Origin of the sequence: Paeniglutamicibacter sp. NPDC012692 (genome assembly GCF_042901625.1) — a bacterium.
In the GTDB taxonomy this organism is placed as follows: domain Bacteria; phylum Actinomycetota; class Actinomycetes; order Actinomycetales; family Micrococcaceae; genus Paeniglutamicibacter.
In genome coordinates this window covers 1,717,961-1,740,138 of the sequence record NZ_JBIBDE010000001.1, presented here as the reverse complement: position 1 = coordinate 1,740,138, position 22,178 = coordinate 1,717,961, and the positions used below count along the sequence as shown (strand labels likewise).

At 66.1% G+C, this 22,178-nt stretch carries 19 protein-coding genes; 11 read left to right on the top strand and 8 right to left on the bottom strand.

The features are described from left to right. Positions 1-107 precede the first annotated feature (107 nt). From ACFY5D_RS08135 to ACFY5D_RS08120, 4 genes are all read right to left on the bottom strand, one after another. Entirely contained in the window at positions 108-1,592 is a 1,485-nt protein-coding gene (locus ACFY5D_RS08135) for a gamma-aminobutyraldehyde dehydrogenase (RefSeq protein ID WP_387527477.1), read from the bottom strand. Continuing rightward, positions 1,589-1,987, bottom strand: a complete 399-nt coding sequence (locus ACFY5D_RS08130) for a cupin domain-containing protein (RefSeq protein ID WP_387527474.1) — start codon at positions 1,985-1,987, stop codon at positions 1,589-1,591. The genes ACFY5D_RS08135 and ACFY5D_RS08130 overlap by 4 nt, the downstream gene beginning before the upstream one ends. Continuing rightward, positions 1,984-3,441 (bottom strand): NAD(P)/FAD-dependent oxidoreductase, encoded by a 1,458-nt coding sequence (locus tag ACFY5D_RS08125; protein WP_387527471.1) that lies wholly within the window; start codon positions 3,439-3,441, stop codon positions 1,984-1,986. The genes ACFY5D_RS08130 and ACFY5D_RS08125 overlap by 4 nt, the downstream gene beginning before the upstream one ends. Positions 3,442-3,521: 80 nt before the next feature. Further along, positions 3,522-5,135 (bottom strand): amidohydrolase, encoded by a 1,614-nt coding sequence (locus tag ACFY5D_RS08120; RefSeq protein ID WP_387527469.1) that lies wholly within the window; start codon positions 5,133-5,135, stop codon positions 3,522-3,524. A 171-nt stretch (positions 5,136-5,306) separates the two neighbouring features. On the opposite strand from ACFY5D_RS08120, the gene ACFY5D_RS08115 reads away from it, so the two are divergent. Then, positions 5,307-6,014 carry a TetR/AcrR family transcriptional regulator C-terminal domain-containing protein gene (locus ACFY5D_RS08115; RefSeq protein ID WP_387527466.1) on the top strand — a complete coding sequence of 236 codons (708 nt, stop codon included), beginning with the start codon at positions 5,307-5,309 and terminating at the stop codon, positions 6,012-6,014. 115 nt (positions 6,015-6,129) lie between these two features. Here the strand turns inward: ACFY5D_RS08115 and ACFY5D_RS08110 are convergent, their stop codons facing one another. Further along, a complete protein-coding gene (locus ACFY5D_RS08110; protein WP_387527463.1) occupies positions 6,130-7,929 on the bottom strand; it encodes a hypothetical protein in 1,800 nt (599 codons plus the stop codon). 312 nt (positions 7,930-8,241) lie between these two features. On the opposite strand from ACFY5D_RS08110, the gene ACFY5D_RS08105 reads away from it, so the two are divergent. Further along, positions 8,242-9,186 carry a D-alanyl-D-alanine carboxypeptidase family protein gene (locus tag ACFY5D_RS08105; protein ID WP_387527460.1) on the top strand — a complete coding sequence of 315 codons (945 nt, stop codon included), beginning with the start codon at positions 8,242-8,244 and terminating at the stop codon, positions 9,184-9,186. On the opposite strand, the gene ACFY5D_RS08100 is transcribed toward ACFY5D_RS08105, so the two are convergent. After that, positions 9,174-9,665, bottom strand: a complete 492-nt coding sequence (locus ACFY5D_RS08100) for a hypothetical protein (RefSeq protein WP_387527457.1) — start codon at positions 9,663-9,665, stop codon at positions 9,174-9,176. The two genes, ACFY5D_RS08105 and ACFY5D_RS08100, sit on opposite strands and share 13 nt — an antisense overlap. Positions 9,666-9,676: 11 nt before the next feature. Then, positions 9,677-11,593 (bottom strand): primary-amine oxidase, encoded by a 1,917-nt coding sequence (locus tag ACFY5D_RS08095; RefSeq protein ID WP_387527454.1) that lies wholly within the window; start codon positions 11,591-11,593, stop codon positions 9,677-9,679. 170 nt (positions 11,594-11,763) lie between these two features. Here ACFY5D_RS08095 and ACFY5D_RS08090 point away from each other — a divergent pair, with 170 nt between their 5' ends. Together ACFY5D_RS08090 and ACFY5D_RS08085 are read left to right on the top strand one after the other, a co-directional pair. Continuing rightward, positions 11,764-12,366 carry a TetR/AcrR family transcriptional regulator gene (locus ACFY5D_RS08090; protein ID WP_387527451.1) on the top strand — a complete coding sequence of 201 codons (603 nt, stop codon included), beginning with the start codon at positions 11,764-11,766 and terminating at the stop codon, positions 12,364-12,366. A 152-nt stretch (positions 12,367-12,518) separates the two neighbouring features. After that, positions 12,519-13,448, top strand: coding sequence for a helix-turn-helix domain-containing protein (locus tag ACFY5D_RS08085; protein ID WP_387527448.1), 930 nt, complete (start codon positions 12,519-12,521; stop codon positions 13,446-13,448). On the opposite strand, the gene ACFY5D_RS08080 is transcribed toward ACFY5D_RS08085, so the two are convergent. Beyond that, positions 13,409-14,041, bottom strand: a complete 633-nt coding sequence (locus tag ACFY5D_RS08080) for a TetR/AcrR family transcriptional regulator (protein WP_387527445.1) — start codon at positions 14,039-14,041, stop codon at positions 13,409-13,411. The two genes, ACFY5D_RS08085 and ACFY5D_RS08080, sit on opposite strands and share 40 nt — an antisense overlap. A 176-nt stretch (positions 14,042-14,217) precedes the next feature. Here ACFY5D_RS08080 and ACFY5D_RS08075 point away from each other — a divergent pair, with 176 nt between their 5' ends. The 7 genes from ACFY5D_RS08075 to ACFY5D_RS08045 all read left to right on the top strand — a co-directional run bounded on the left by ACFY5D_RS08075 (position 14,218) and on the right by ACFY5D_RS08045 (position 22,119). After that, complete coding sequence (locus tag ACFY5D_RS08075; RefSeq protein WP_387527442.1) at positions 14,218-15,906, top strand: amidohydrolase; 1,689 nt, start codon at positions 14,218-14,220, stop codon at positions 15,904-15,906. 82 nt (positions 15,907-15,988) lie between these two features. Further along, positions 15,989-16,993, top strand: a complete 1,005-nt coding sequence (locus ACFY5D_RS08070) for an ABC transporter substrate-binding protein (protein ID WP_387527439.1) — start codon at positions 15,989-15,991, stop codon at positions 16,991-16,993. Then, on the top strand, positions 16,983-17,801 hold the full coding sequence (locus ACFY5D_RS08065) for an ABC transporter permease (protein ID WP_387527436.1): 819 nt from the start codon (positions 16,983-16,985) through the stop codon (positions 17,799-17,801). Before ACFY5D_RS08070 ends, ACFY5D_RS08065 begins: the two co-directional genes overlap by 11 nt. Further along, complete coding sequence (locus tag ACFY5D_RS08060) at positions 17,798-18,589, top strand: ABC transporter permease (protein WP_387527433.1); 792 nt, start codon at positions 17,798-17,800, stop codon at positions 18,587-18,589. Before ACFY5D_RS08065 ends, ACFY5D_RS08060 begins: the two co-directional genes overlap by 4 nt. An 89-nt stretch (positions 18,590-18,678) precedes the next feature. Beyond that, complete coding sequence (locus tag ACFY5D_RS08055; RefSeq protein ID WP_387527430.1) at positions 18,679-19,467, top strand: ABC transporter ATP-binding protein; 789 nt, start codon at positions 18,679-18,681, stop codon at positions 19,465-19,467. Further along, positions 19,464-21,080 (top strand): sulfatase, encoded by a 1,617-nt coding sequence (locus ACFY5D_RS08050; RefSeq protein ID WP_387527427.1) that lies wholly within the window; start codon positions 19,464-19,466, stop codon positions 21,078-21,080. The genes ACFY5D_RS08055 and ACFY5D_RS08050 overlap by 4 nt, the downstream gene beginning before the upstream one ends. 79 nt (positions 21,081-21,159) lie before the next feature. After that, the gene (locus tag ACFY5D_RS08045; protein ID WP_387527424.1) at positions 21,160-22,119 is read left to right on the top strand and encodes a formylglycine-generating enzyme family protein; all 960 of its coding nucleotides are present in this window, start codon (positions 21,160-21,162) and stop codon (positions 22,117-22,119) included. The last annotated feature ends 59 nt before the right edge of the window (positions 22,120-22,178 follow it).

Below are 22,178 nucleotides of genomic sequence, written 5' to 3'. Positions count from 1 at the left end.
GCATGATGTTGGCTCGTGGGGGCGATGAAGGGGAAGCCCGGCTCGAGCCAGGGATGCCCCCGGACCGGAGCGCTCTCCGGCCCGGGGGCATCAATGTCGATCGGTGTTTAGCGCTGCTTGAAGACGGTGTCCTGCCATTCCTTGTGGGTGTCGGTGTCGTGGGAGATGAGCACGTGCTTGACGTTGGTGTATTCCTCGAAGGAGTAGCTGCTCATGTCCTTGCCGAAGCCCGAGGCCTTGTAGCCGCCGTGCGGCATTTCCGAGACGATCGGGATGTGCTCGTTGACCCACACGCAGCCGGCCTGGATCTCCGCGGCGGCGCGCAGGGCGAGGTTCACGTTGTTGGTCCAGGCCGAGGCGGCCAGGCCGTAGGGGGTGTCGTTGGCCAGCTCGATGGCCTCGTCGTCGGTCTCGAAGGGAAGCGCGACCAGAACGGGGCCGAAGATCTCGTCCTGCACGATTTCGCTGTCCTGGGTGGCGCCGGTGATCAGCGTGGGGCGGTAGAAGGCGCCCGGCAGGTCGGGGGCGAAGCCGCCGGAGAGCGCGGTGGCGCCGGCGTCCTTGGCGCGTTCGACCATGCTGGCGACCTTGTCGCGGTGCTGGTAGGAGATCAGCGAGCCCATGTCGGTGTTTTCGTCGGTGGGATCCCCGACGACCATGGCATCCATGAGTTCGGCGACGCGGGTGGTGAATTGGTCGAACAGCGAGGAGTGCACGTACGCACGGGTTGCCGCGGTGCAGTCCTGGCCGCCGTTGATGGTGGAGCCGGCGACGGCGCCGTGGGCGGCCGCCTCCACGTCGGCGTCCCCGAAGACCACCAGCGGTGCCTTGCCGCCGAGTTCGAGGTGGACGCGCTTGCCGGTTTCGGCGGCCATTTCCATGATCCGGCGCCCGACCTGGGTGGAGCCGGTGAAGGAGCTCATGACGACCTGCGGGTGGCGGACCAGGGCCTCGCCGATCTCGCGGCCGGTGCCGACGACAACGTTGATGACGCCGGCCGGGATGCCGGCGGCGGTGGCGGCCTCGGCGAAGAGCAGGGTGGTGCCCGGGGTCAGCTCGCTGGGCTTGAGCACGATCGTGTTGCCGGCGGCGATGGCCGGAAGGATCTTCCAGGCTGCCATCTGCAGCGGGTAGTTCCACGGGGCGATCGAGCCGATGACGCCGATGGCCTCGCGGCGGATCATCGAGGTGGAGTTGCCCGCGTAGTCGCCGGCGGCCTGGCCCTGCAGGTGGCGTGCGGCGCCGGCGAAGAAGTTCACGTTGTCGATGGTGCCGGGCACGTCGAACTCGCGGGACATGCGGGTGGACTTGCCGGTCTGCTCGGTTTCCATGGCTGCAAGGTCGGCGGCGCGGGTGCCGAGCTCCGCGGCGAAGGCCAGCAGGTGGTCGGCGCGGGCACCCGGGGTCAGCCGGGACCAGGTCTTGAAGGCGGCGGAGGCCGCGGCGACGGCATCCTCGACATCGGCAACGGAGGCGAAGTCGAGCGTCTGGGCGACCTGGCCGGTGGCGGGGTTGACGCGCTCGGCGGCCGGCCCGCGTCCGACGCGGTACTCGCCGTTGATGTACTGGTGGCCCTGGGTGGTGGTGCTCATGAATTGCTCCCGGTGTTCTCTGTGGGGGTGAAGTAGATCTTGCGCAGCGGTTCGGTGACGGTCCAGGTGGTGTGCATGCCGGCGCTCAGCCGCATGACGGTGCCCGGGACCAGTAGGGCCGAATGTGCGGGGCGGCCCTCGAACTCGTCGATGACCACGGTGCCCTGGCCCGCGGTGACGATGAAGATTTCCTCGGCCTCCACGTCGTACATGGATCCGGCGCTCATTTCCCAGATCCCGAACTCCGTGTCGCCCAGGGTGCCCAGGCCAAGGACTGCCGTGCTGGTCGACGCCGCGGCAGCCTGGTCGGCCGGGACAGGTTCGTGTTCCAGCGGCACGAGGTTGATGCGCAGCGCCTCGCCGCCGCGCAGGTGGGGCAACGGTTTGGCGCTCACGAGTCGAACCCCATTCCCACGGCGTCCATGACCTTCAGGAACGGCCCGCGCTTGCCCTCGTTGCGGTCGGCCTTGACCAGTCCGTTGGTCATCAGCTTCACGCCGAGCCAGGCCACCGGTTCCGGCGGGAACGGGATCGGCTTCTTCTTGACCATTTCCAGCTCGGTGAGCTCGGTCTTTTTGCCCGAGAGCAGGTCGAGCATGACGCGGGCGCCGAAGCGGGTGGCGCCGACGCCGAGCCCGGTGAACCCGGCGCAGTAGGCGACGCGGCCCCCGTGCGAGGTGTCGAAGAAGGCGAAGAAGCGGCTGCAGGTGTCGATGGCGCCGCCCCAGGCATGCGAGAACTTGATGCCCTCCAGTTGCGGGAAGATGCCGACGAAGTGCGCGGCGAGCTTGCGGTAGGTGGCCTCGTGGTGGTCGTACTGCGGCTTGACCTCGCGGCCGTAGTGGTAGACGGCGTCGTACCCGCCGAAGAGGATGCGCCAGCCGCCGTTCTCGTCGATGGTCGGGCGCGAGTAATGGAAGCGGTTGTTCATGTCCGCCAGGCCGGTGTTGTTGTGCCAGCCGATGGCCTCGCGCTGGGCCTCGGTGAGGGGTTCGGTCATCAGCGCGTAGTCGTACACCGGGATGGTGTGCAGGCGGTGGCGCTTGAGCAGCGACGGGAAGACGTTGGTGGCTAGGGCCACGCGCCGTGCGGTGATGGTCCCGGCACCGGTGGAGACGGTGACGGCCGTATTGGTGGCGGTGAGCTCGGTGCCCCTGGTGTGCTCGAAGATCCTCACCCCGAGGTCCAGGCAGGCGCGGCGCAGGCCCCAGGCCAGCTTGGCCGGGTGCACCAGGACCGCGGATTCCTTGTCCCAGTTTCCGCCCTCGAAGATCGGGGAGTTGATGTGGGTCTTGATCTCGTCGGCATCCAGCATGGGCAACCCGGGGTTGGCCTCGGCCTCCTCCTTGAGCCATTCGACCTGGTACTTTTCGGTGGCGACGTTCAGCACGCCGGTTTCCCAGAGGTCGCAGTCGATGTTGTACTTGCGGATCGTCTCGGTGATGCCGGCAAGGTTCTCCGCGCCGAGCTCGGTGAGCCTGGCGTTTTCCTTGGGCAGGTGGGTTTCGCCGTTGGATTCGCCGTGGACCAGGGAAGCCTCGCAGAACCCGCCGTTGCGGCCGGAGGCGGCCCAGCCGATGGTCTCGGCATCGATGAGAACGACCTCGCGGGCAGGGTCGGACTCCTTGGCCTGCAGTGCGGTCCACAGGCCGGTGTAGCCTCCGCCGACCACCAACAGGTCGGTGGAGATGGGGCCCTCGAGTGCAGGGAGTGCTGCGGGTCGGTCCGGGTGCTGAAGCCAGTAGGGCGAGTGGTCGGTGCCGGCCAGCGCGGCATCGATGACGGAGTCGGGGATGTTGGCTTCGATGACGTCGAAGGACAGGGGCGTGCCGTTTGAGGGGGTGCTCATGGAAATTCCTTGCATGAATGATGTGAACGCGATGTTCGTGTGCAAAATGCGGCGGGTGCGGAATCGGGGAACCGGTGGCCCTAGGCGCTCATGGCGGCGCGTTCGTACACTGCGCGCCCTGCGGCGAGGGTGAGTTCCACCCCCACAGCGTGCAAGTCGTCGGAAGCAAGGTCGAAGGGATCGGAATCCAGCAGGACCAGGTCGGCGCGGCCCCCGGGGCGGATCCGGCCGCCCTCGTGGTCGCGGTTGATCCAGGCGCTGCCCTGCGTGTAGGCGCGCATGGCCTGCAGCAGCGTGATGGCCTGGTCCGCGACGAGGGGTTCGGCGTCCGGGTGGTCGGGGTGGGTGCGGTTGACCGCCACGTGGATGGCCTCCCACGGGTTGGGGGTGGAGACCGGCCAGTCCGAGCCCATGACAAGGTGTGCCCCGGAATCGATGAGCGAACGGAACGGGTACTGCCACCCGAGGCGTTCGGCGCCGAGGATCGGGTTGGTCAGTTCGACCATCTGGTCGTCGTTGCAGGCCCACAGTGCCTGGGCGTTGATGCTCAGCCCCAGTGCGCCGAAGCGCGGCACGTCGTCGGGATGGATGATTTGCAGGTGCGCCAGGTGGTGGCGTCCGCCGGTGTCTCCGTTGGTGGTGCGGGCCGCCTCGATGGCGTCGAGGGCCAAGCGGGCCGCGGCATCGCCGATGACGTGCAGGTGGAGGTCGAACCCCGCGGCATCGAGGGCCACGGCAACGGCCGTGAGCACGTCGCGGTCCAGGTATTGCAGGCCGTTGTTCCCGGGGGAGCCGGGGGCGCAGTCGCAGGTCCGCAGGTAGGGCTCGAGCATCGCGGCGGTCTGGTTCTCGGCAATCCCGTCGACCATGATCTTGGCCGTGGTGGTTCGGAACCCGGCGGCCGCGTTTTCGGACCGGCGGGCCAGGAAGTCTTCGACGAGCGCCGGGATGTCCTCCAGCGTGGTTTCCCGCGGCACCCACAGTGCGCCTGAGGCCTGCCCGGTGGCCAGTCCATCGGCATAGAGGGCGCGGTAGGCGGGGGAAACATCGGAGTAGCCTGCGTAGGAGCCAAGGATTGCCTCCTGCCATCCGGTGACGCCAAATGAGTGCAGGTAGGCCTGTCCGGCCAGCAGGCCGGCGCGGAGGGTTGCCGCATCGGGCGCCGGTATGAACGGGGTGACGAGGTCCATGGCGCCCTCGTGCAGGGTGCCGGCGGGGTTGCCCGAGGCATCGCGTTCGATGCGTCCGTCGGCGGGGTCCGGCGTGTGTGCGGTGATGCCGGCCAATCGCAGGGCGGCGCTGTTGACCCAGGCACCGTGGTGGTCGCGGTTGAGCAGGTAGGCGGGGCGGTCCGGCACCAGCGAATCCAAAAGTTCGGCTGTGGGGCTGCCGCCGGGGAAATCGCTCATCGACCATCCGCCACCGGTGATCCAGGCATCCTCGCATCCAGCCGCGTAGGTGCCGATAAGCTCGGACACCTCGTCAATGCCCTCGGCGCTGGACAGGTCGCAGGCCAGGGATTCGATCCCGCCCATGATGTTGTGCACATGGGCATCGGTGAAACCGGGTGTCAGGGCCCTTGATCCGAGGGCAATGTCGTGATCGGGATGCGGCAGGATTGCGCGGATCCTGGATTCCTTGCCGACGGCGATGACCCGTCCGTCGCGCACCGCGACGGCGCTTCCTGGATCCATGACCGCGGCTCCATCGAAGATGGTTCCTGAATGGAAAAGCCAGGTGTCGTTCACGAGCGCCCTCTCAAAAAATACCGCGGGGTAAAGTGTGTTCCAGTTCATAAAATCGCAGTATCGCCTTAAAGTCAACAGTGTTGACATTTTCGAGGGGTCAAGGAGCCGGAAACAGCCATGGGGAACAACACTGACAATGCTTCGGCGCCCAAGCCGCGTCGCCGTGCACAGGGGCTGAATCGGGAGAACATTCTCGAGGCATGCCTGCATCTGGCCGCCGGCACGGCCACCGATACGCTCTCGTTCCGCAAGATCGGCAAGGAACTGGGGGCCGATCCCACCGCGTTGTACCGGCACTTTGCCGACAAGGACGAACTCCTCTTGGCGCTCGCCGACCAAGTGCTGGACATGGGCATGGAAGGCTACGAGCAGGGGCCGTTTTGGGAGCTTTCGCTTGAAGAACTCCTGCTGCGGGCCAGAGCCAGCTTCCTGCGCTACCCATCGGTGGCGACGCTGGCGGCCCTGCGGGTGACCCGCCAGGAGGGCGAGATGAAGTTCGTCGAAGCCATGCTTGCCGTCCTGAAGCTGGCTGGATTCGAACTGCGGGAGGCCGCGTTGATCCATCGCGCCTGCGCCGACTTCATGTTGGCGTGGACGGGGTTCAGTGCGGGGTTGCTTCTACTGGGTGAAAAATCCACCGAAGACGACCGCGCCTGGGTGGCGAGCTATGCGAAGGTGCCACGGGCGGATTACCCGTTGGCGGTGGCATCCGTCGGGGTCATGGCCGAGGTGCAGGACGACGAGAACTATCGGTTTGCCATGGGCCTGCTGATCGACGGGATCACGGTTCGCCTGGGCAAGGGCTCGGGCAAGTCTCGGGGTTGAGGTATCCGGCTTCGAAAACCCGCCGGCCAAAGTCCCGCGATGCGGTCGTCTTCGACGCCCGGGCGCTCCGGCAGTCCCGGTTCAACGGGCTTCGGGCCTGCCGGTGGTCACGGTGTCAGGGCTTTGTGGCAAGGAGGCGGCGTTTGATGCGTCCCAGGTTCCTGCGGACCCTGCGAGCCAAGCGCGGCCGGTGGTGGGCCGCCCATGCTGCGGCTACCTTGCCTCCGGGGACCGGCATGGCGGATCGAAGCGAGCACTCGATTGCGTCACCAGCCCCGGTGACCGTCAGGCGCAGGCCCAATGCATGCGATGAAGCGATGCTGCCCGCCGAAGCGGTGACATGCACGTCGTATTTGCCGGGAGCGGTGCCATCCAAGGAGATGCCCTCGCCGGAAGGCGTGTTGAAGCATGTGAACCCGTAGTCGCCCAACGGGTCGCCGTCAGCGCCGCCCTGGAACTTCTTCGGGCTCGTCACGAGTGGGTACGAGGCAACCGGTGTGTGGGTCCCGGCCTTGGTCAAGACCAAGTAGTAGCCAACGGTCCCGCGCTGGGGGGTCCGGACACCCGGCAACACATACCTGCCCTCCACATGCACCTTGTTGCCGTTGGCCTTGGCCTGGCCCGGCTTGAACTGGCTTCCTGGCAGACGCCCGGGCAGGATCGAACCCTTGTGCAATGCCACGGACGTCCCCGTCGAATGCAGGCGCACGAGGTGCTTGCCCATCGCGAGGGACGCTTCAAAGGGGTAGGACGGAACGGACTCAACGGAGACGGAAATGCCGTTGTGTTCAAGTTCCAGGCGGAGTTCATGCCGCCCGGCATCGAGCTTCGCGAGGTCGATGCCTTCCTGCCGAACGGTGCCGAACTTGCCGTTGGAGTAATTGCAGAACTCGTTCTCGAAGTACGTGCGGCTGAGCTTGTCATCGGGCATGCTTTTCAAGCTGTAGCTCCGCCGGTGGACGCCGGACGCGAGGACCAGCTTCCGGGAGATCTGCCCGGTGCCCTTGGTGCTCTGGCCCTTGACGAAGAGTACGCCTTCGGGGAAGAACCGGCCGTTCCGAAGGGCGAGCGACGTCATCTTGCAGACTGTTTCCTGCCGTTCGCGGACGGTTTCGAGCGACGGAACCGGCACCGACGACGTGAAGGTCTCAAGGCCGTTGCGCACCAGTCCATAGTGGGGCACCGCGCCTTCGCCGAGGGCCGCAATGGTGGCCAGCAACAGGGGAATGTTGTAGGGGGCGACGTCCCGGTGCCGCGCCACGAGGGGCGTCTCGGTCAGGATGTAGTTGAAATTCTCGTAGCGCTCGTAGTCGCTGAGGAAAGGGAGGATCTCTGTCTCGTACTGCCCGTCGGACGGGGAGGTAAACAGGTAGATGTTGCGGGCCCTGTTGGGGTCGTTCGCCAGCAGGGTGGGCAGTATGCTGTCCAGTTCCTCCACGCCAGCGTCGGTGTCTTCCCCGATCAGGTGCTTGAGGACGTTGGGCCTGAGTTCTCTGTTGCCACTGCCGATTCTCATGCGCGGTGACACCGTGATGACATTCGGGTAGTCATTTGCCAAGGCGTGGTAAAGCGCTCCCGTGCCGCCCTTGGAAATGCCAATGAAAGTGCAGTGGTGCTTTTCCAGTCCGCGTTCGAGCCGGATCTTTTCAATGAGGGCAGCCACGGCCTCGGCCACCAGCGCACCACGCTTGCCGGTGCGGATGTAGTAGGAAAAGTCTCCGTCGAAGTTGTCGCGAATCCAGAGAATGTCCGCGCGGATCCCGTCCACCACCGAGCCGTTGAGGTCATAGCCCCTTCTGGGGCCGAATCCCCCGGAAAAAATCACCAGAAGGTGGCGGCGATCCTGCAGTGAACGCCGGTGCTTGTAGATGACGGATAGCCCCTTGTACACGAATTTCTTATCGTCGGGGTGCATTTCCATCCTTCGGGTTTCCTGTGAGTGATTGCCATCCATGGTATCAGCGGCACAATGTTGCCTGGCGGAAGGCCGCCGAAGCCGGTCGACGGGCAAACGTCGGGCGGATTGCCGGTTTCCGGGATGTACTAGCTCCAAGCGGCGGACAAAACCGCCGGGTGCAAGGACAACGCTCGTTCAGGACATTCACTTCTCCGTTCCCTGTCCCGGGAGGTCAGGGAATGATGAGCGTTCAGTCGGGATGTATGGTGAATTGAATTTCTGGGAAATATCCTCGATGCGTAGACAGCCAAGATCGGGAAGCAGGCAAGTGTGAAGACATACGAGAAGAAATCCGGTTTCCTCGGCGTGTTGTCGATCGCGGCGAGCCTCGCGATGGCTGCGGGCATCGCGGCAACAGGCCCGGTAAGTGCCCATGCCATGCTCCCGCTCGCCGGTGCGGGTGCGTCGATTCAAACACCGGCCCAGACGGCCAGGATTGCGGGCACGCGACTCAAGACCACGTCGGACGCGAAGCTTCGTGCCAAGGGCTCAAACAAGGCCAAGGTGCTATTGCGAATCCCGAAGGGAACCGTACTCAAATCGACGCAGGCTCCGAAGTCCGGCTGGTACAAGATCGCCTACAAGGACAAGGCGGGGTACGTCTCAAGCAAGTCCGTGAAGCTCATGCCGAAAAAGCCCACGGACACGTCGAAGCCAACCCTGCAGGCGCCGGCCCGCTACGAGCTCGGATTCATCGTCAACAAGGACCACAAATTGAGCTCGAGCTACAAGCCGGCCTTGAAGACCATTCCGGGGACCTCAAAACAACTGACCCCCGAGGCCGTTACTGCCTTCTCCAAGATGCGCAAGGCCGCCAAGAAAGACGGCATCTCGCTGACGGCGGTGTCGGGTTACCGCTCTTACGCCCGCCAAAAAGAGCTGTTTGCCTCGTATTCCCGCAAATTGGGTGCCAAGGAGGCCGATCGCGTCTCCGCCCGTCCGGGGACCTCCGAACACCAGACCGGACTGGCTATCGACGTGGGTGCGGCAAACGGCCGGTGCGTGATCTCCAAGTGCTTTGCAGACACCCGCGAGGGCAAGTGGGTGGCCAAGTATTCGTATAAATACGGGTTCATCATGCGCTACCCCAAGGGCACCGAGAAGTACACGGGATACGACTTTGAACCATGGCATTACCGCTACGTTGGGACCGCGATTGCCAAGGACATGAAGAACAAGAAGATCAAGACCTTGGAACGGTACTACACCAGGTAGCGGGCACCGCGTCCCGACGCCGACGTGCGCCGCATGCCGATGCTGCACAGCATGACAAGTGCCAATTCGGCCGCGGCGATGGCGAGCATGGCGCCGGAGGCGGATGTCGCGACGGTCGCCGACAGGTGGCCCGCGTGCTGGTGGCCGCCGATTCCCAAGGCCATGAACGTGTGAACGATGGCCATGAGTGCCGACATGACCAGCAACCCCGGCAGCGCCTGCGGGTTGCCCCACGTCCGGTGCGCACATTTCAGGCACGCGACGACCATTGCAGCCAACAACATGGTCAGAAGCAAGCCATGCGGGAACACCACCAGGATCCACCCGTGGGCAAGGCCAAGGGCAATTGCCGCCAGGGTGGTGACCCTGGACAGGATCCGACCGGAAGCCGCGGGCAGCGCAGAAGCCGGTACGGCGGAACCGGCGGGCGGATCCCACGCGGGCGCCGCTGCCGCGACGCCCGCGTGAATCGTTGTCATGGTGCGAATGCCTAGCTGTGGCAGGATTTGCCGGTGGCCGGCGCCGGGACGTCGAGGACCGGCGAGCGGTCGAAGAAGCCCTCGGGGCGCAGCTTGAACCCGATGGTGTCCACCGGCATGATCGGCCAGTCCTCGGGACGCGGGAAGTGGGTCAGCCCGAAGGTGTGCCACACGACCAGGTCCTTGCCGTCGATTTCGCGGTCGGCCTTGACCCATTCGGGCAGGCCGGCCCCGCCGGCGTGCTGGTTCACGAAGTCGCCGGTCGGGTAGCGCTCGTCCTGGGCGGCCGGGGTCACCCACAGGGCCTTGGACGCAAAGGTCGCACGGCGGTAGATGGACGAATCCTCGTCCGCGAGCAGCGTCGGCTGCCCGGCCGGGTGGAGCTTGTAGCCCACCGGGTGGCCCAGACGGTTGGTGGATTCCGGGTTGGACACCACCCACGTGCGGCCCTTGGACGAGTCGGCGTCGCGGATCGCCTCGGATTCGCGGGTGAAGACGGTGCGCTTGCGCGAGAATGCGTTGCCGCGCAGGTTCTCGGGACCGGTTGGCACGCGCACCACGTCCTCTTCCTCGACGCGGCCCGGGCCGCCGTCGAGGGCGAAGTCCAGGCGGGCGCCGAAAAGGTGCTGGTGGTACGGGGCGCCGAGGCCGGGCGCCATTTCCGAGGCGTACGGGTAGTCGCCGCCCGGGTGTGCGCTGGTGAACACGATGCCGGTGGCCTTGGCCTCGAATTCGATGGTGCCGTCGAGGTACAGGTACCAGTAGAAGCCGTAGTCGTAGTTGCCCACGGTGGTGAAGAACGAAATCACCAGACGGCGGTTGCGTCGGGTGTAGTTGATGCCGCTCCACAGGTCCGAGTGCTTGGCCAGGATCGACCAGTCCTCCTCGTGCATGCAGATGCCGTTCTTGATGGTGCGGGCCTCGCCGCGGGCGTTGGAGACCACGGGGGACATGTAGTGGATTTCGCCCAGGCAGTCACAGCCCAGCTCCAGCGAGTTGGCGAACTGGCCCACCAGGTATTCCCCGGTGTCGAAGTAGTTCTGCCAGCTGCGCACGGGGGAGGGGTCGCCGTAGGGGACGACCATTTCGGCGATCGAGGCGCGGTTGAGGATGCGCCGCGGCTGGCCCTTGTCCTCGAAGGAAATGTTGTGCAGCACCAGGCCCTCGCGCACGTCGAAGCCCACGTCCAGGCTCCATTTTTCCCACTCGACGTGGTTGCCGCCGGTGACGTTGAAGCTGGGGCCCTCGGGCTGGGTGATGGAGATCGGCTTTTGCGTGGTGCGCAGCGGGCCCGTGAGTTCCGGGTCGGTATAGTTGCCGTGCTCGGCCGGGATGTCCACGACGCCCAGGTCGATGACCTGGTCCACGCTGCGGTTTGACACGTCCACGTAGCCGACCAGCCCGTCGACGGGGTGGGCCCAGGCTGAATCCTCCGGGTGGTTCTGCACGAACGCCAGGCCGCGCAGGATGCGCCGGCCGGATTCCTCCGGGTATTCGAAAACGCCGGCGGACAGCGGTGCCACGCGGACGTTTTCGACCGCCAGGTTGCGCTTGGCCAGTGCCTCGAGCCAACGGGGGTCATCGGCCAGCAGCTGCTCGACCACCTCAAATTCCTCTTCCAGGACCGGCAGCTCGCCGCTGGTGGCGGTGTCCAGCTCGACGACGCTCTCCACAAGTCGGTGGGTCACCGAAACCACGACGTCCTTGGGGCGGGCCCCGGCAACATCGAGCAGGAAGACGCGGAACCGGCGGTCTACCGCTTCCACGTCGCGACGCGGATCCTCCAGACCGAGGTAGGCAACGCGGGCCGATTCCGGGAAGTGGCCGTTCTCGGAAAGGACGGCGCGCACTGCGTCGATTTCTTCGCTGCTGGCCAGTGCATAGGCACCGGTGTCGGTGTGCTGGTCGGTGGCGTTGCTGAGGGTCATGAGCTTGCCTTTCGGGAGAGGGCTTGGTGGGGGTGGGGCATCACGAGCGATCGTGATGCGCGCCACGTTTATATTCTCTGCTTGTAGAGAATAGCCATGTTCGACGTTGGTTACAAGGGGTTGAACGGTTGGACGTGCGCGGCCCGGCGATTGTGGCGACGGCCCGTAGGATGGACGACATGCCGAAAATTGTTGACCATGATGCACGTCGCCTCGAGTTGGTTGAGGTTACCTGGAGGGTTATCGCCCGCAGGGGGTTCGACGGGGTGACCCTTAGGGACGTTGCCGCCGAGGCGGGCTTTGCCAACGGGGCGCTCAAGCCGTACTTCCCCACGAGGGCCAGCCTGATGCGTGCGACATTCACCCACGTTTTCGGACGCACGAACGCCAGGATCGAAAACGCCACCCGCGGAATGGAAGGGGTGGAAGCCCTGCGCAGCTTTGCTCTGGAGGTGCTTCCCCTGGATGCGGACCGACTGGATGAGGCCCGCGTGGTGATCCCGTTCTGGCAGATGGCCATTCACGAGCGGGAGTTTGCGGAGGTCAATGACGAGGCCATGGCCCAGTGGCGGGAGCTCATTAGGCGCTGGATCTCGGAGGGTGTGGGTAGTGGCGCGTTGCGACGAGAAATCCGGGTTGAGCACGCAAGCGAATCCCTGCTGACCTTTCTCATGGGTGCGCAGGTGGTGGCGGTTTTGGATGCGAAGTTCAACAGCCCCCAGTTGCTTCAGGAGCAGTTGGACGCACACCTGCATATGCTGAAGTCCGGCTGACCGTCCGGGAAATTTCTAAAACCTCCAACCAGAGAAAAAACGTGACTTTGCGAGATTTTCCGCGTACATTGACATCAATGTGACGCCACTCACTGCCCTTTCCGATGTTCCGGCGGAGGGTTGTGGCCGGATTGGGGAAAGGTTCTTCGCTCGTGTATCAGGTGCAGCATGTTGATTCCTTTAGCGCATGGAGGGAACTCGTTTCGGGCGCGTTCGTTCCGCTGCTCTCCGAGCCGGTTCGTGCGGGCACCTTTTCGGGCAGCGTCGCCGGGAACCAGCTGGGAAACGTCGGCGTCATGGAAGTCGCCGCGACGGCGCACATGGTCCGCCGCACCGATGAATTGGTGGCTGCCGGAGATGCGCCGCATTTCAAGCTGAACCTGCAATTGAGCGGACACGGCATGCTCCTGCAGGGCGGGCGCGAGACGATTCTGCGCCCCGGCGAGCTTGCCATCTACGACACCCAGCAGCCCTACACGCTCCTGTTCGAGGAGGATTTCCGGACGCTGGTGCTGATGTTTCCGCACCACCTTCTGGGGCTTCCCGCCGGCGACGTTGCGGAGCTGACCGCTGTTGGCATTGGATCGCAAAACCAGATCGGCTGCGCGGTGGCTCCGTTCCTGACGCAGATCGCACACATGTTGCCACAAATGGGCGGGCCCATCGGCCAGCGCCTGGCGGCCAACGCGGTCGACATTCTCGGAACCGTGCTGGCCAGCGAGCTCCATGAGCGAAACGAACTGGTTGACGGAAACCAGGTGCGCCAAATCCGCCAGATCCAGGCGTACATCGAGGAGCACCTCTCGGACGCCAGGCTGAGCCCGGGGGTGGTTGCCGATGCACATTTCATGTCATTGCGAAGTTTGCACAAGCTCTTCGCCGACACCGGGCACACCGTTGCCGAATGGATCCGCACCCGGCGACTCGAGCATTGCCGACGGGACCTTGAGGACCCGCTACAGGTCCAGGTTCCGGTGGGTGCCATCGGTGCGCGATGGGGCCTGCCTGACGGCGCCCACTTCAGCAGGGTTTTCCGCGCGTCCTACGGCTGCTCGCCGACGGCGTTCCGCTTGAGTATCTGAAAAACTATCGAATCGATCAGTATCTCAAGCAGCTGCCACGAGCGTTCATCGTCGGGATCCGATAGGTGTTGCAGGCTAATGCCGTCGATGTTTGCAATGAATGAGCGCGCAATGATGTCCAAATCGCGTGGATCGGCGATCCCGGAGACCTGTGCGCCGGCCTCGAAAATCGCGACCGTCGAATTTACCCAGCCCTGGTACATCGACCGGTTGATTTCGATCGCCCGTTCCATCTCGCCCTCGGACTTGATCCGATTGCGGCGAAGCAAAAGCTCAAAAGTTGTTACTTGCTCGTGAGGGGTATTTAGCATTCTGCGCCAAATTCTTTTGGCATGCTCCCGAACGGATTCCTCCAGGGTCAAGCCCTCCTCCATGGGCTCCAATTCGCGGGCGTAGTCCCGGCTCAGGAAGTTGTAAACCTCGTCAAGAAGCTCGTCCTTGCTGCGGAAGCAGTAGTGCAATGCCGCCAGCGGGGCGTCCGCTTCCGCCGCAATTCGCCGTGTCGTGGCAGCCGCAATTCCCTCTTGCGCAATGACCCTGGCAGCCGCCTCAACAAACTGGTGACTTCGATCTTTTATGGAAACGTGTGCCATTTTCGAGATGCCTTCCTGTGCAACTTGTAATCCATCCTACGGATCCTTGCGGAAGGTCGCGGAAAGAAACTTTTCGATAGTTCTGGTCAAATGACTAAGTCGTACGACATACTCTACTTGGCAAGTTAGCTGGATCACACTATGGCGCGACAGTTTGACGAAGGGGAGCACAATCAATGACGGGAACCAACCAAGCCGCAGACGTTGTCATCGTGAACGGACAGGTTCACGGAGCCGACGCATCCGCGCCGGACGCCACGGCCGTTGCCGTAACAGGCCCTCGGATTTCCGCGGTCGGCGGCAGGGAAGTCCTGGATTTCGTCGGACCCCGGACCCGGGTCATCGACGCGCGAGGCGGGGCGGTGCTCCCCGGAATCAACGACGGACACCTGCACTTCGTCGAGTCGGCGGTCTCCGAGCACGGGACGTTGTCGGTCGGAAGCCACGTGGCAGGCAGCTGGGCGGAAGTCGTCCGCATCCTTGAGGATGCCGCTCCGGCGAGCGACGGCTGGATTCGCGCACACGGCTGGGACGAAGCGGTGCTCGGCCGCGGCGGCCCGGACCACGTGTTCGGCCTGCAGACCGATTCACCGGTGGTCGCCTACGACCAAACCGGGCACCAGCTGCTCCTCAACGAGACGGCTGCCCGCCTGGCCGGGCTCGATTCCTGGACCGGAGGCTACCCCGACGGCGTCGTGGGAAGCTTCGCCGACGGCCGGGCAAACGGGCTGCTGGTTGACGCCGCCGTCGAACTCGCCGGCAAGGTCGTCCCTCAGCTGGGGGATGCCGAACTCAAGGACTGCATCCGCAAGCACCAACAGCTCCTGCACTCCCTGGGCATCACCTCGTTGACCGAACCCGGTCTGGGGCCCGGCGGCGATGGACTATTTGGCGGGTCGAGTTCGACGCGGAGCCTGTCGCTGCTGGCGGACCTCGCGGCCGACGGGGAACTAAGCCTCCGGATCAACGTGCTGCTGCTCTTCTCATCCACCGGCGGGGCCAACGAAAACGACGTGCGCGTGGGCCTGGCCGGGGACCTTCCCGGAAGCCTGCGGCGTCGCGGCATCAGCGAGGACCTCCTGCGGATCGCCGGGGTCAAGGTCTTTGCCGACGGCATCCCGCGTTCCGGCACCGCCTGGATGAGCGAACCCTACGAGACCCCCTGCGGCCACAACCACGGCAGCATGGTCATCGCCGGCGATTCCGATGCCGAGCGGGAAATCGAGCTCCGCAAGCTCATTGCCCGGATCCACGACGGGGGATTCCAGGCCGGGATCCACGCCACGGGCGACGCCACCACGGACGCCGCCATCGACGCCATCCTCGCAGCCCAGGCCAAGAACCCGAGGGACGCGCGCCACTACGTCATCCACGGAGCATTCAAGGACCGGGAAACGATCGGCAGGTTCCAACGCCACGGCGTGGGCCTGAGCACCAACCCTGCCATCCGTTCGGAGGCCGGTGCGCTGATGAAGAAGATCCTGGGTGCGGAACGCTTCGACGGGCAGCAGCCGCTGTCCTCCCTGCTCAACGCGGGGGTGCCGACCAATATCGCCTCGGACGCGCCGGTGACCTCGCCGGACTGGCGGGAATCGGTCATCGCGGCCGTCACCCGGGACACCACCGCGGGCCCAGGCAACCCCGGCGACCCCGAGCGGGTCGACTTCCGGCAGGCGCTGGAGATGATGACCATCCACCCCGCATGGCAGGACCACGCGGAGGACCGCAAGGGGCGCCTTGCCCCCGGCTACCTCGCCGACCTGTGCATTCTCGAAAACCCGGTTGTCGACGATGTCCGCGCACTTCGGGACAACCCGGCAACCCACACGATTTCCAACGGCAAGCTCGTCTATTCGGCGTTGTGAACGAACCGTTCTCCCGCAACGCCCGCCCCACCAAATCACCATGCGCCGCCTCCGCTGCGGCGCAAATACTCCAGGAGCAAAAGTGAAACTTTCCCTACGTTCAATGGCCCTGCTGGCCGTGGGCTCGCTGACCCTGTCGATGGCCGCCTGCAGCACCGGAAACGAGACTTCCGCGGCCCCGACCCCCGGCGGCAGCACCACCCTGAAGGTGGGCACCATTGGACTGACCTCCGACGCCGCGATCGAACTGGCGAAGACGAAGGGCTACTTCAAGGACGAAGGCCTCACCGTCGAAACCTCGGTGGTGGCCAACCCTCCCGCCGGCGTCGCCGCGGCCCAGAGCGGCCAGCTGGACTTGACCTACACCCCCTCGATCCCGATGTTCAACGCCCTGTCCCAGGGCGTGCCGCTGAAGATCGTCGCCGCCGCCGACGGCTACAGCGACGAGGCGCTGGGCAAGAGCGACCTGACGCTGGTGGACGACACCGCGCTGATCGTCGGGAAGGACTCGCCGATCGCCTCGGTCGGCGAGCTGGAGGGCAAGACCATCTCGGTGCCGGCGCGCAAGGCCCAGCTTGAGGTCACCATCTCGAATGCCGTCAAGCAGGCCGGCGGGGACCCGTCCAAGATCAACTGGATCGTGCTGGACTTCTCCTCCGCGGTGCAGTCCCTGAAGCAGGGCCGCATCGACGCCGCGGGCCTGGTGGCCCCGTTCACCTCCAAGGCCGTTGCCGACGGCGGCAAGGTCGTTTCCTCGCCCGGCGTCGAGTTCTTCGAGAAGGGCGCCGTCGGCCTCTACGTTGCCGGGGAATCCACGGCGACCAAGAAGACTGAGCAGCTGAAGGCCTTTGCCCGCGCCATCAACAAGGCCAACGCCTACGCGAACGAGCACCACGACGAGGCCCTGGAGGTCGCGGCCAAGCTGACCGACACCCCGCTGGAGGTCCTGAAGAACTCGGCACTGACCTTCTGGCCGACCGAGGTCCGGATCGCGGACATCCAGCGCGTCGACGCCCGCCTGGCCGAGCTCGGGTTCCTGCCGAAAGAGGTGAAGGTCGATGACAGCCTCATCCTCAGTGACAAGTAGCCGCACGCCCAACGGCCTGCTGGTCCTGCCCAAGCGCGATTCCCGGCAGACCCGGACCCTGCTGGGCGTCCTCGGCGCCGTCGTCGTGCTGGTGGTCTGGCAGGTCGTCGCCGCGGCACAGGTCTTCGGCACCGCGGTTCCCACGGTGTTCGCGACCGCCGGCAAGCTGGCCGCGCTGCTGGGAACCCGGGAGTTCTGGGCCGAGCTGTCCGTCACCGTCGGCATCGCGCTGGCGGGCCTGGTCTTCAGCGCCGTGCTGGGGATCCTGCTGGGCGTCCTGATCGGCACCTCGCCGCTGATCCGGTCGCTGACCCTGGCGGTCTTCGAGTTCCTGAAGCCGATCCCGCCGATCGTCATCCTGCCGCTGGCCGTCATGGTGCTGGGCCCCACCTGGCCGATGGCCTTCGTGCTGGTCGCGTTCGGCTGCTCGCTGGCCATCGTCATGCAGACGGCCTCCGGCGTCCAGGACACCGATCCCGTCGCGCTGGCCACGGCCCGCTCCTTCGGCATGAAGCCGCTGGAAATCAAGGCGCGGATCGTGCTGCCCAGCGCCAGCCCGTTCATCGGCACCGCCATGCGGGTTGCCGCGCCCACCGCGCTGGTCATCGCCGTGGTGGCCGGGCTGCTGGGCGGCGCCCCGGGCCTGGGCCGCTCGATCTACCAGGCCCAGGCCGCCGGAAACTTCTCCACGCTCTACGCCCTGGTGCTCGTGCTGGGCCTGCTGGGACTCGTCTTCCACTGGACCAGCTCGTGGGCCGAGGCCAAGGCCCTGCACTGGCACCCGTCACACCGGGAGGTGTCGCTGTGAAAACCGGATTCTCGAACAACAAGATGCTGCTCATCATCCTGGGCATCGCGAGCCCGGTGGCGGCGCTGGCCGCCTGGTGGACGCTCTCGGAGAACTCGACGAACGCCTTCTTCCCGCCGCTGGGCCGGATCACGGAGCGCTTCGCGGACCTGTGGCTCTTCGAGCATTTTAAGTCCGACGTGCTGCTGAGCATGGGCAACCTGTTCACAGGGTTCCTCATCGGCATCGCGGCCGGCGTGCTGGTCGGGTTCGTGCTGGCGATGGTCCCGACCGTCCGCTGGATGTTCGAGCCGACCATCCACTTCTTCCGCGGCATCCCGCCGGTGGCGATGATCCCGATCGTCATCACGCTGATCGGCTTCGGCCCGGAGATGCGCGTGGCGAACATCGCGCTGGCCGCGTTCTTCCCCACGCTCATCGCCACGATGGACGGGATCCGCGGCATCGACGGCTCGCTGAAGGACGTCTGCTCGGTCTACCGGCTTACCCCGGCCGAGCGGATGCTGCGCGTGTACCTGCCCGCAGCCGGCCCGCAGATCTTCTCCGGGATGCAGGTCAGCCTGCAGGTCAGCTTCGTCGTCATGATCGCCTCGGAGATGCTCGGGTCCTCCCAGGGCATCGGGGCCATGACGTTGCTGGCGCAGCAGTCCTTCATGTCCGCGGACATGTGGGCGGGCATCCTGCTGCTCGGCGCCATCGGCTTCCTGGTGAACATCGGGTTCGAGCTCGTCAAGGGACGGGTGCTGCGCTGGTACATCGGGTCCCGCCGGGTGGAGCGTGCCGCATGAGCACATTGGCACCGGAAAATACGGCCCCCGAAAACACCCCGCCCCGCCCCGCTTCCCGCCGTTCGATTCGCTTAGGTTCGGAGGAACCCATGGAAACCTCAACTGCAACACCGCGCCTCACGGTCCAGTCGCTGGCCAAGAGCTACGGCTCCGGCCCGGCCGCCGCGCACGTCATCGGGGACCTCACGTTCTCCACCGAGGCCGGCGAGATCATGTGCATCGTCGGCCCCTCCGGCGTCGGCAAGACCACCCTGCTCAAGTGCCTCGCCGGCCTGCACCCGAGCACCGGCGGAACCATCAGCATCGACGGCCGGGCCATCTCCGGGCCGCCGCCGGAAATGGCGCTGGTCTTCCAGGACTACTCGCGCTCGCTCATGCCGTGGCTGACCGTGCGCAAGAACCTGGTGCTGCCGCTGCGCCACCTGCGCCTGGACCCGGCCGAGCTCAAGGCCCGCTGCGACACCGCGCTGGCCGCCGTCGGGCTGGGCGCCGCGGACCACAAGTACCCGTGGCAGCTTTCCGGCGGCATGCAGCAGCGCGTGGCGATCGCCCGCGCCCTGGCCTACCGCCCGGAAATCCTGATCATGGACGAGCCGTTCGCCTCGGTCGACGCGCAGACCCGATTCGAGCTCGAGGACCTGTGCCTGAAGATCCGCGACGACTTCGGCATGACGATCCTGCTGGTCACCCACGACATCGACGAGGCCGTGTACCTTTCGGACCGGATCGTGGCCATCGGCTCCAAGCCGGCCCGGGTGCTCGACGTCATCGACGTGGACCTGCCCGGTGAGCGCGAGCAGATCGGCACCCGCGCCCTGCCGCGCTTCGCCGAGCTGCGCACCCGCACGCTCTCGCTGATCCGCCAGGCCCAGTCATGAGCGCAGGCCAGGACACCGGCGCGGGCCGGCCCAACATCGTCTTCATCATCGCCGACCAGCTGCGCGCCGACCACCTGGGCTTCAACGGCAACACCGAGGTGCGCACCCCGAACCTCGACCGGCTGGCCGGCGACGCAGCGGTGTTCGACCGCGCCTTCGTGGCCAACCCGACCTGCATGCCCAACCGCGCCAGCCTGCTGACCGGGCGCTGGCCCTCGGTGCACGGCACCCGGTGCAACGGGATCTCGCTGGACCCGGACAGCTCCACCTTTGTGCGCTCGCTCGCGCAGGCCGGATACCGGACCGCCGCCGTGGGCAAGCTGCACCACCAGAACATGGGGTGGGACTTCGAGCCCGAGCAGGCCGAGCAGATCCGGGACACCGACCCCGGGCTCATCGACGCCCGCACGGCCCGGGCCGTGGGACGCACGCGGGAGGCCGGATGGGACCAGTGGGAAAACCGGGCGCGCCACGAGCGCGGCTTCGTGTCCATGCCGGAGGACTACTACGGCTACCAGGAGGTCGACCTGGTGATCGGCCACGGGGACGCCCCGGGCGGACACTGGGTGCACTGGGCGCGCGAGCACGGGGTCGACCCGCGCGTCGCCGGCGGGCCGGAGGCCAGCGCCAAGCCGCCGACCGGCTGGGACCAGGTGTACACCACCTCGATTCCCGTCGACGTCCACCCGAGCACCTACGTGGGGGAGCGGGCTGCCGAGAGGATCACGGACGCCGCCGCGTCCGGGGACCCGTACTTCCTCTTCGTCTCCTTCCCCGACCCGCACCACCCCTTTGCCCCGCCCAAGGAATACGCGGGCCTGTACGACCCCGCGGCGATGGACCTGCCCAACGGGTTCGAGCAGGACCACAGCGGCTCGCCCGAACACATCCGCAGGATGATCGCCGAGCGCGGAACACCGAACAGCGACGCCACGATGGCCTTCGCCGTCTCCGAGGACCAGTACCGCCGGGCCGCGGCCGCCCAGTACGGGCTGATCGAGCTCATGGACGCGCAGGTCGGCCGGATCCTGAAGGCCGTGGAGGACTCGGGACGCGACGGGGACACCATCGTCGTCTTCACCTCCGACCACGGGGACATGTTCGGCGACCACGGGCTGATGCTCAAGCACTTCGTCCACTACGAATCGGTGACCCGGGTGCCGCTGGTCATCCGCATCCCGGGGAGGGACGGCGGCGGGCAGCGTCGCAGCAACGCCCTGGTCTCGACGGCAGACCTGGCCCCCACCATGCTCGACCTGGCCGGGGTCCGTGCGTTCCACGGGATCCAGGGCCGCAGCATGCAACCCCTGTTGGACGGTTCGGCCGATACGATACGGGACGCGGTGCTGATCGAGGAGGACCAACCCTTCTCCATCGACGGGCTGCCGGCGCCGGTGCGCATGCGCAGCGTGGTGACCGCCGAGGGGCGGCTGACCAGGTACTTCGGTGCCCCCGGCATCGAGGTGTACGACCACCGCACCGATGCCCGGGAACTGCACAACGTTGCCGGGCAGCCGCAGGCGGCCGAGCTGCAACGTGTCCTGGAGAGCGCGCTGCTGGAGGAAATGGCGCGGGTGTGCGACCTTGCACCCACGCCGACCTTCGCCGCATAGCCGAACCAACAGCCGTCCACCCCGAAACAAGGAGAACCACGTGTCGTGCTGCCAGCCCGCACCGAACGCCGGAGGATCCGTGGCCCAAACAGCGGGCCAGGCCGTGCTCCCAAGCGCGGGCCGCGAATCCGGCCTCGGGCGCACCCCCGAGGGCGGGCCGCGGCACGGGATCGAACAGGTCCGCGTGCCGGCAGGCAGCTACCTGATGGGCGACCACTTCGCGGAGGGCTACCCGGCCGACGGGGAAACCCCGGTGCACCGGGTGGCGGTCGCCGAATTCGGGATGGACGCCGTCGCCGTCACCAACCTGCAGTTCGCGCAGTTCGCCGAGCAGACCGGCCACATGACGGAGGCCGAACGCTTTGGCTCCTCGGCCGTGTTCCACCTGCAGCTGGGCGACGAAGCCAGCTGGCCCGCCGATAGCCGCCGGTTGGCCGGCCTGCAGTGGTGGGTCAACGTTCCCCGTGCCAGCTGGCGCGAACCCCTGGGCGCAGGCTCCTCCGCCGAGGACGACCACCCGGTGGTCCACATCAGCTGGAATGACGCGATGGCCTACTGCGCGTGGGCCGGGCGGGCCCTGCCCACCGAGGCCCAGTGGGAATACGCGGCCCGCGGCGGCCTGGAGGGCGCACGCTATCCGTGGGGCAACGAACTCACCCCCGGCAGCGGGCACCAATGCAACATCTTCCAGGGCAGCTTCCCGCAACTGAACACCGGGGAGGACGGGTACGGCGCCACGGCGCCGGCACGTTCCTTCGAACCCAACGGGTACGGGTTGTGGCAGATGTCGGGAAACGTCTGGGAATGGTGCGCCGACTGGTTCCTTCCCCGCTACTACAAGCGGAGCCCGGTACTTGATCCGCAGGGCCCTCCCTTCGGCGAAGGCCGGGTCATGCGCGGGGGATCGTTCCTCTGCCACGAGTCGTATTGCAACCGCTACCGGGTGGCGGCGAGGAGCCGGAATTCACCCGATTCCTCGAGCAGCCACTGCGGGTTCAGGACCGTGTCCCGCACTCCGGAACCGGAGGCCGCCGAATAACCCTGCACGAATCGCCAAGTGCCGCTCACGCAAAGCCAAGCCTCCGGTGCCCTCCAAAG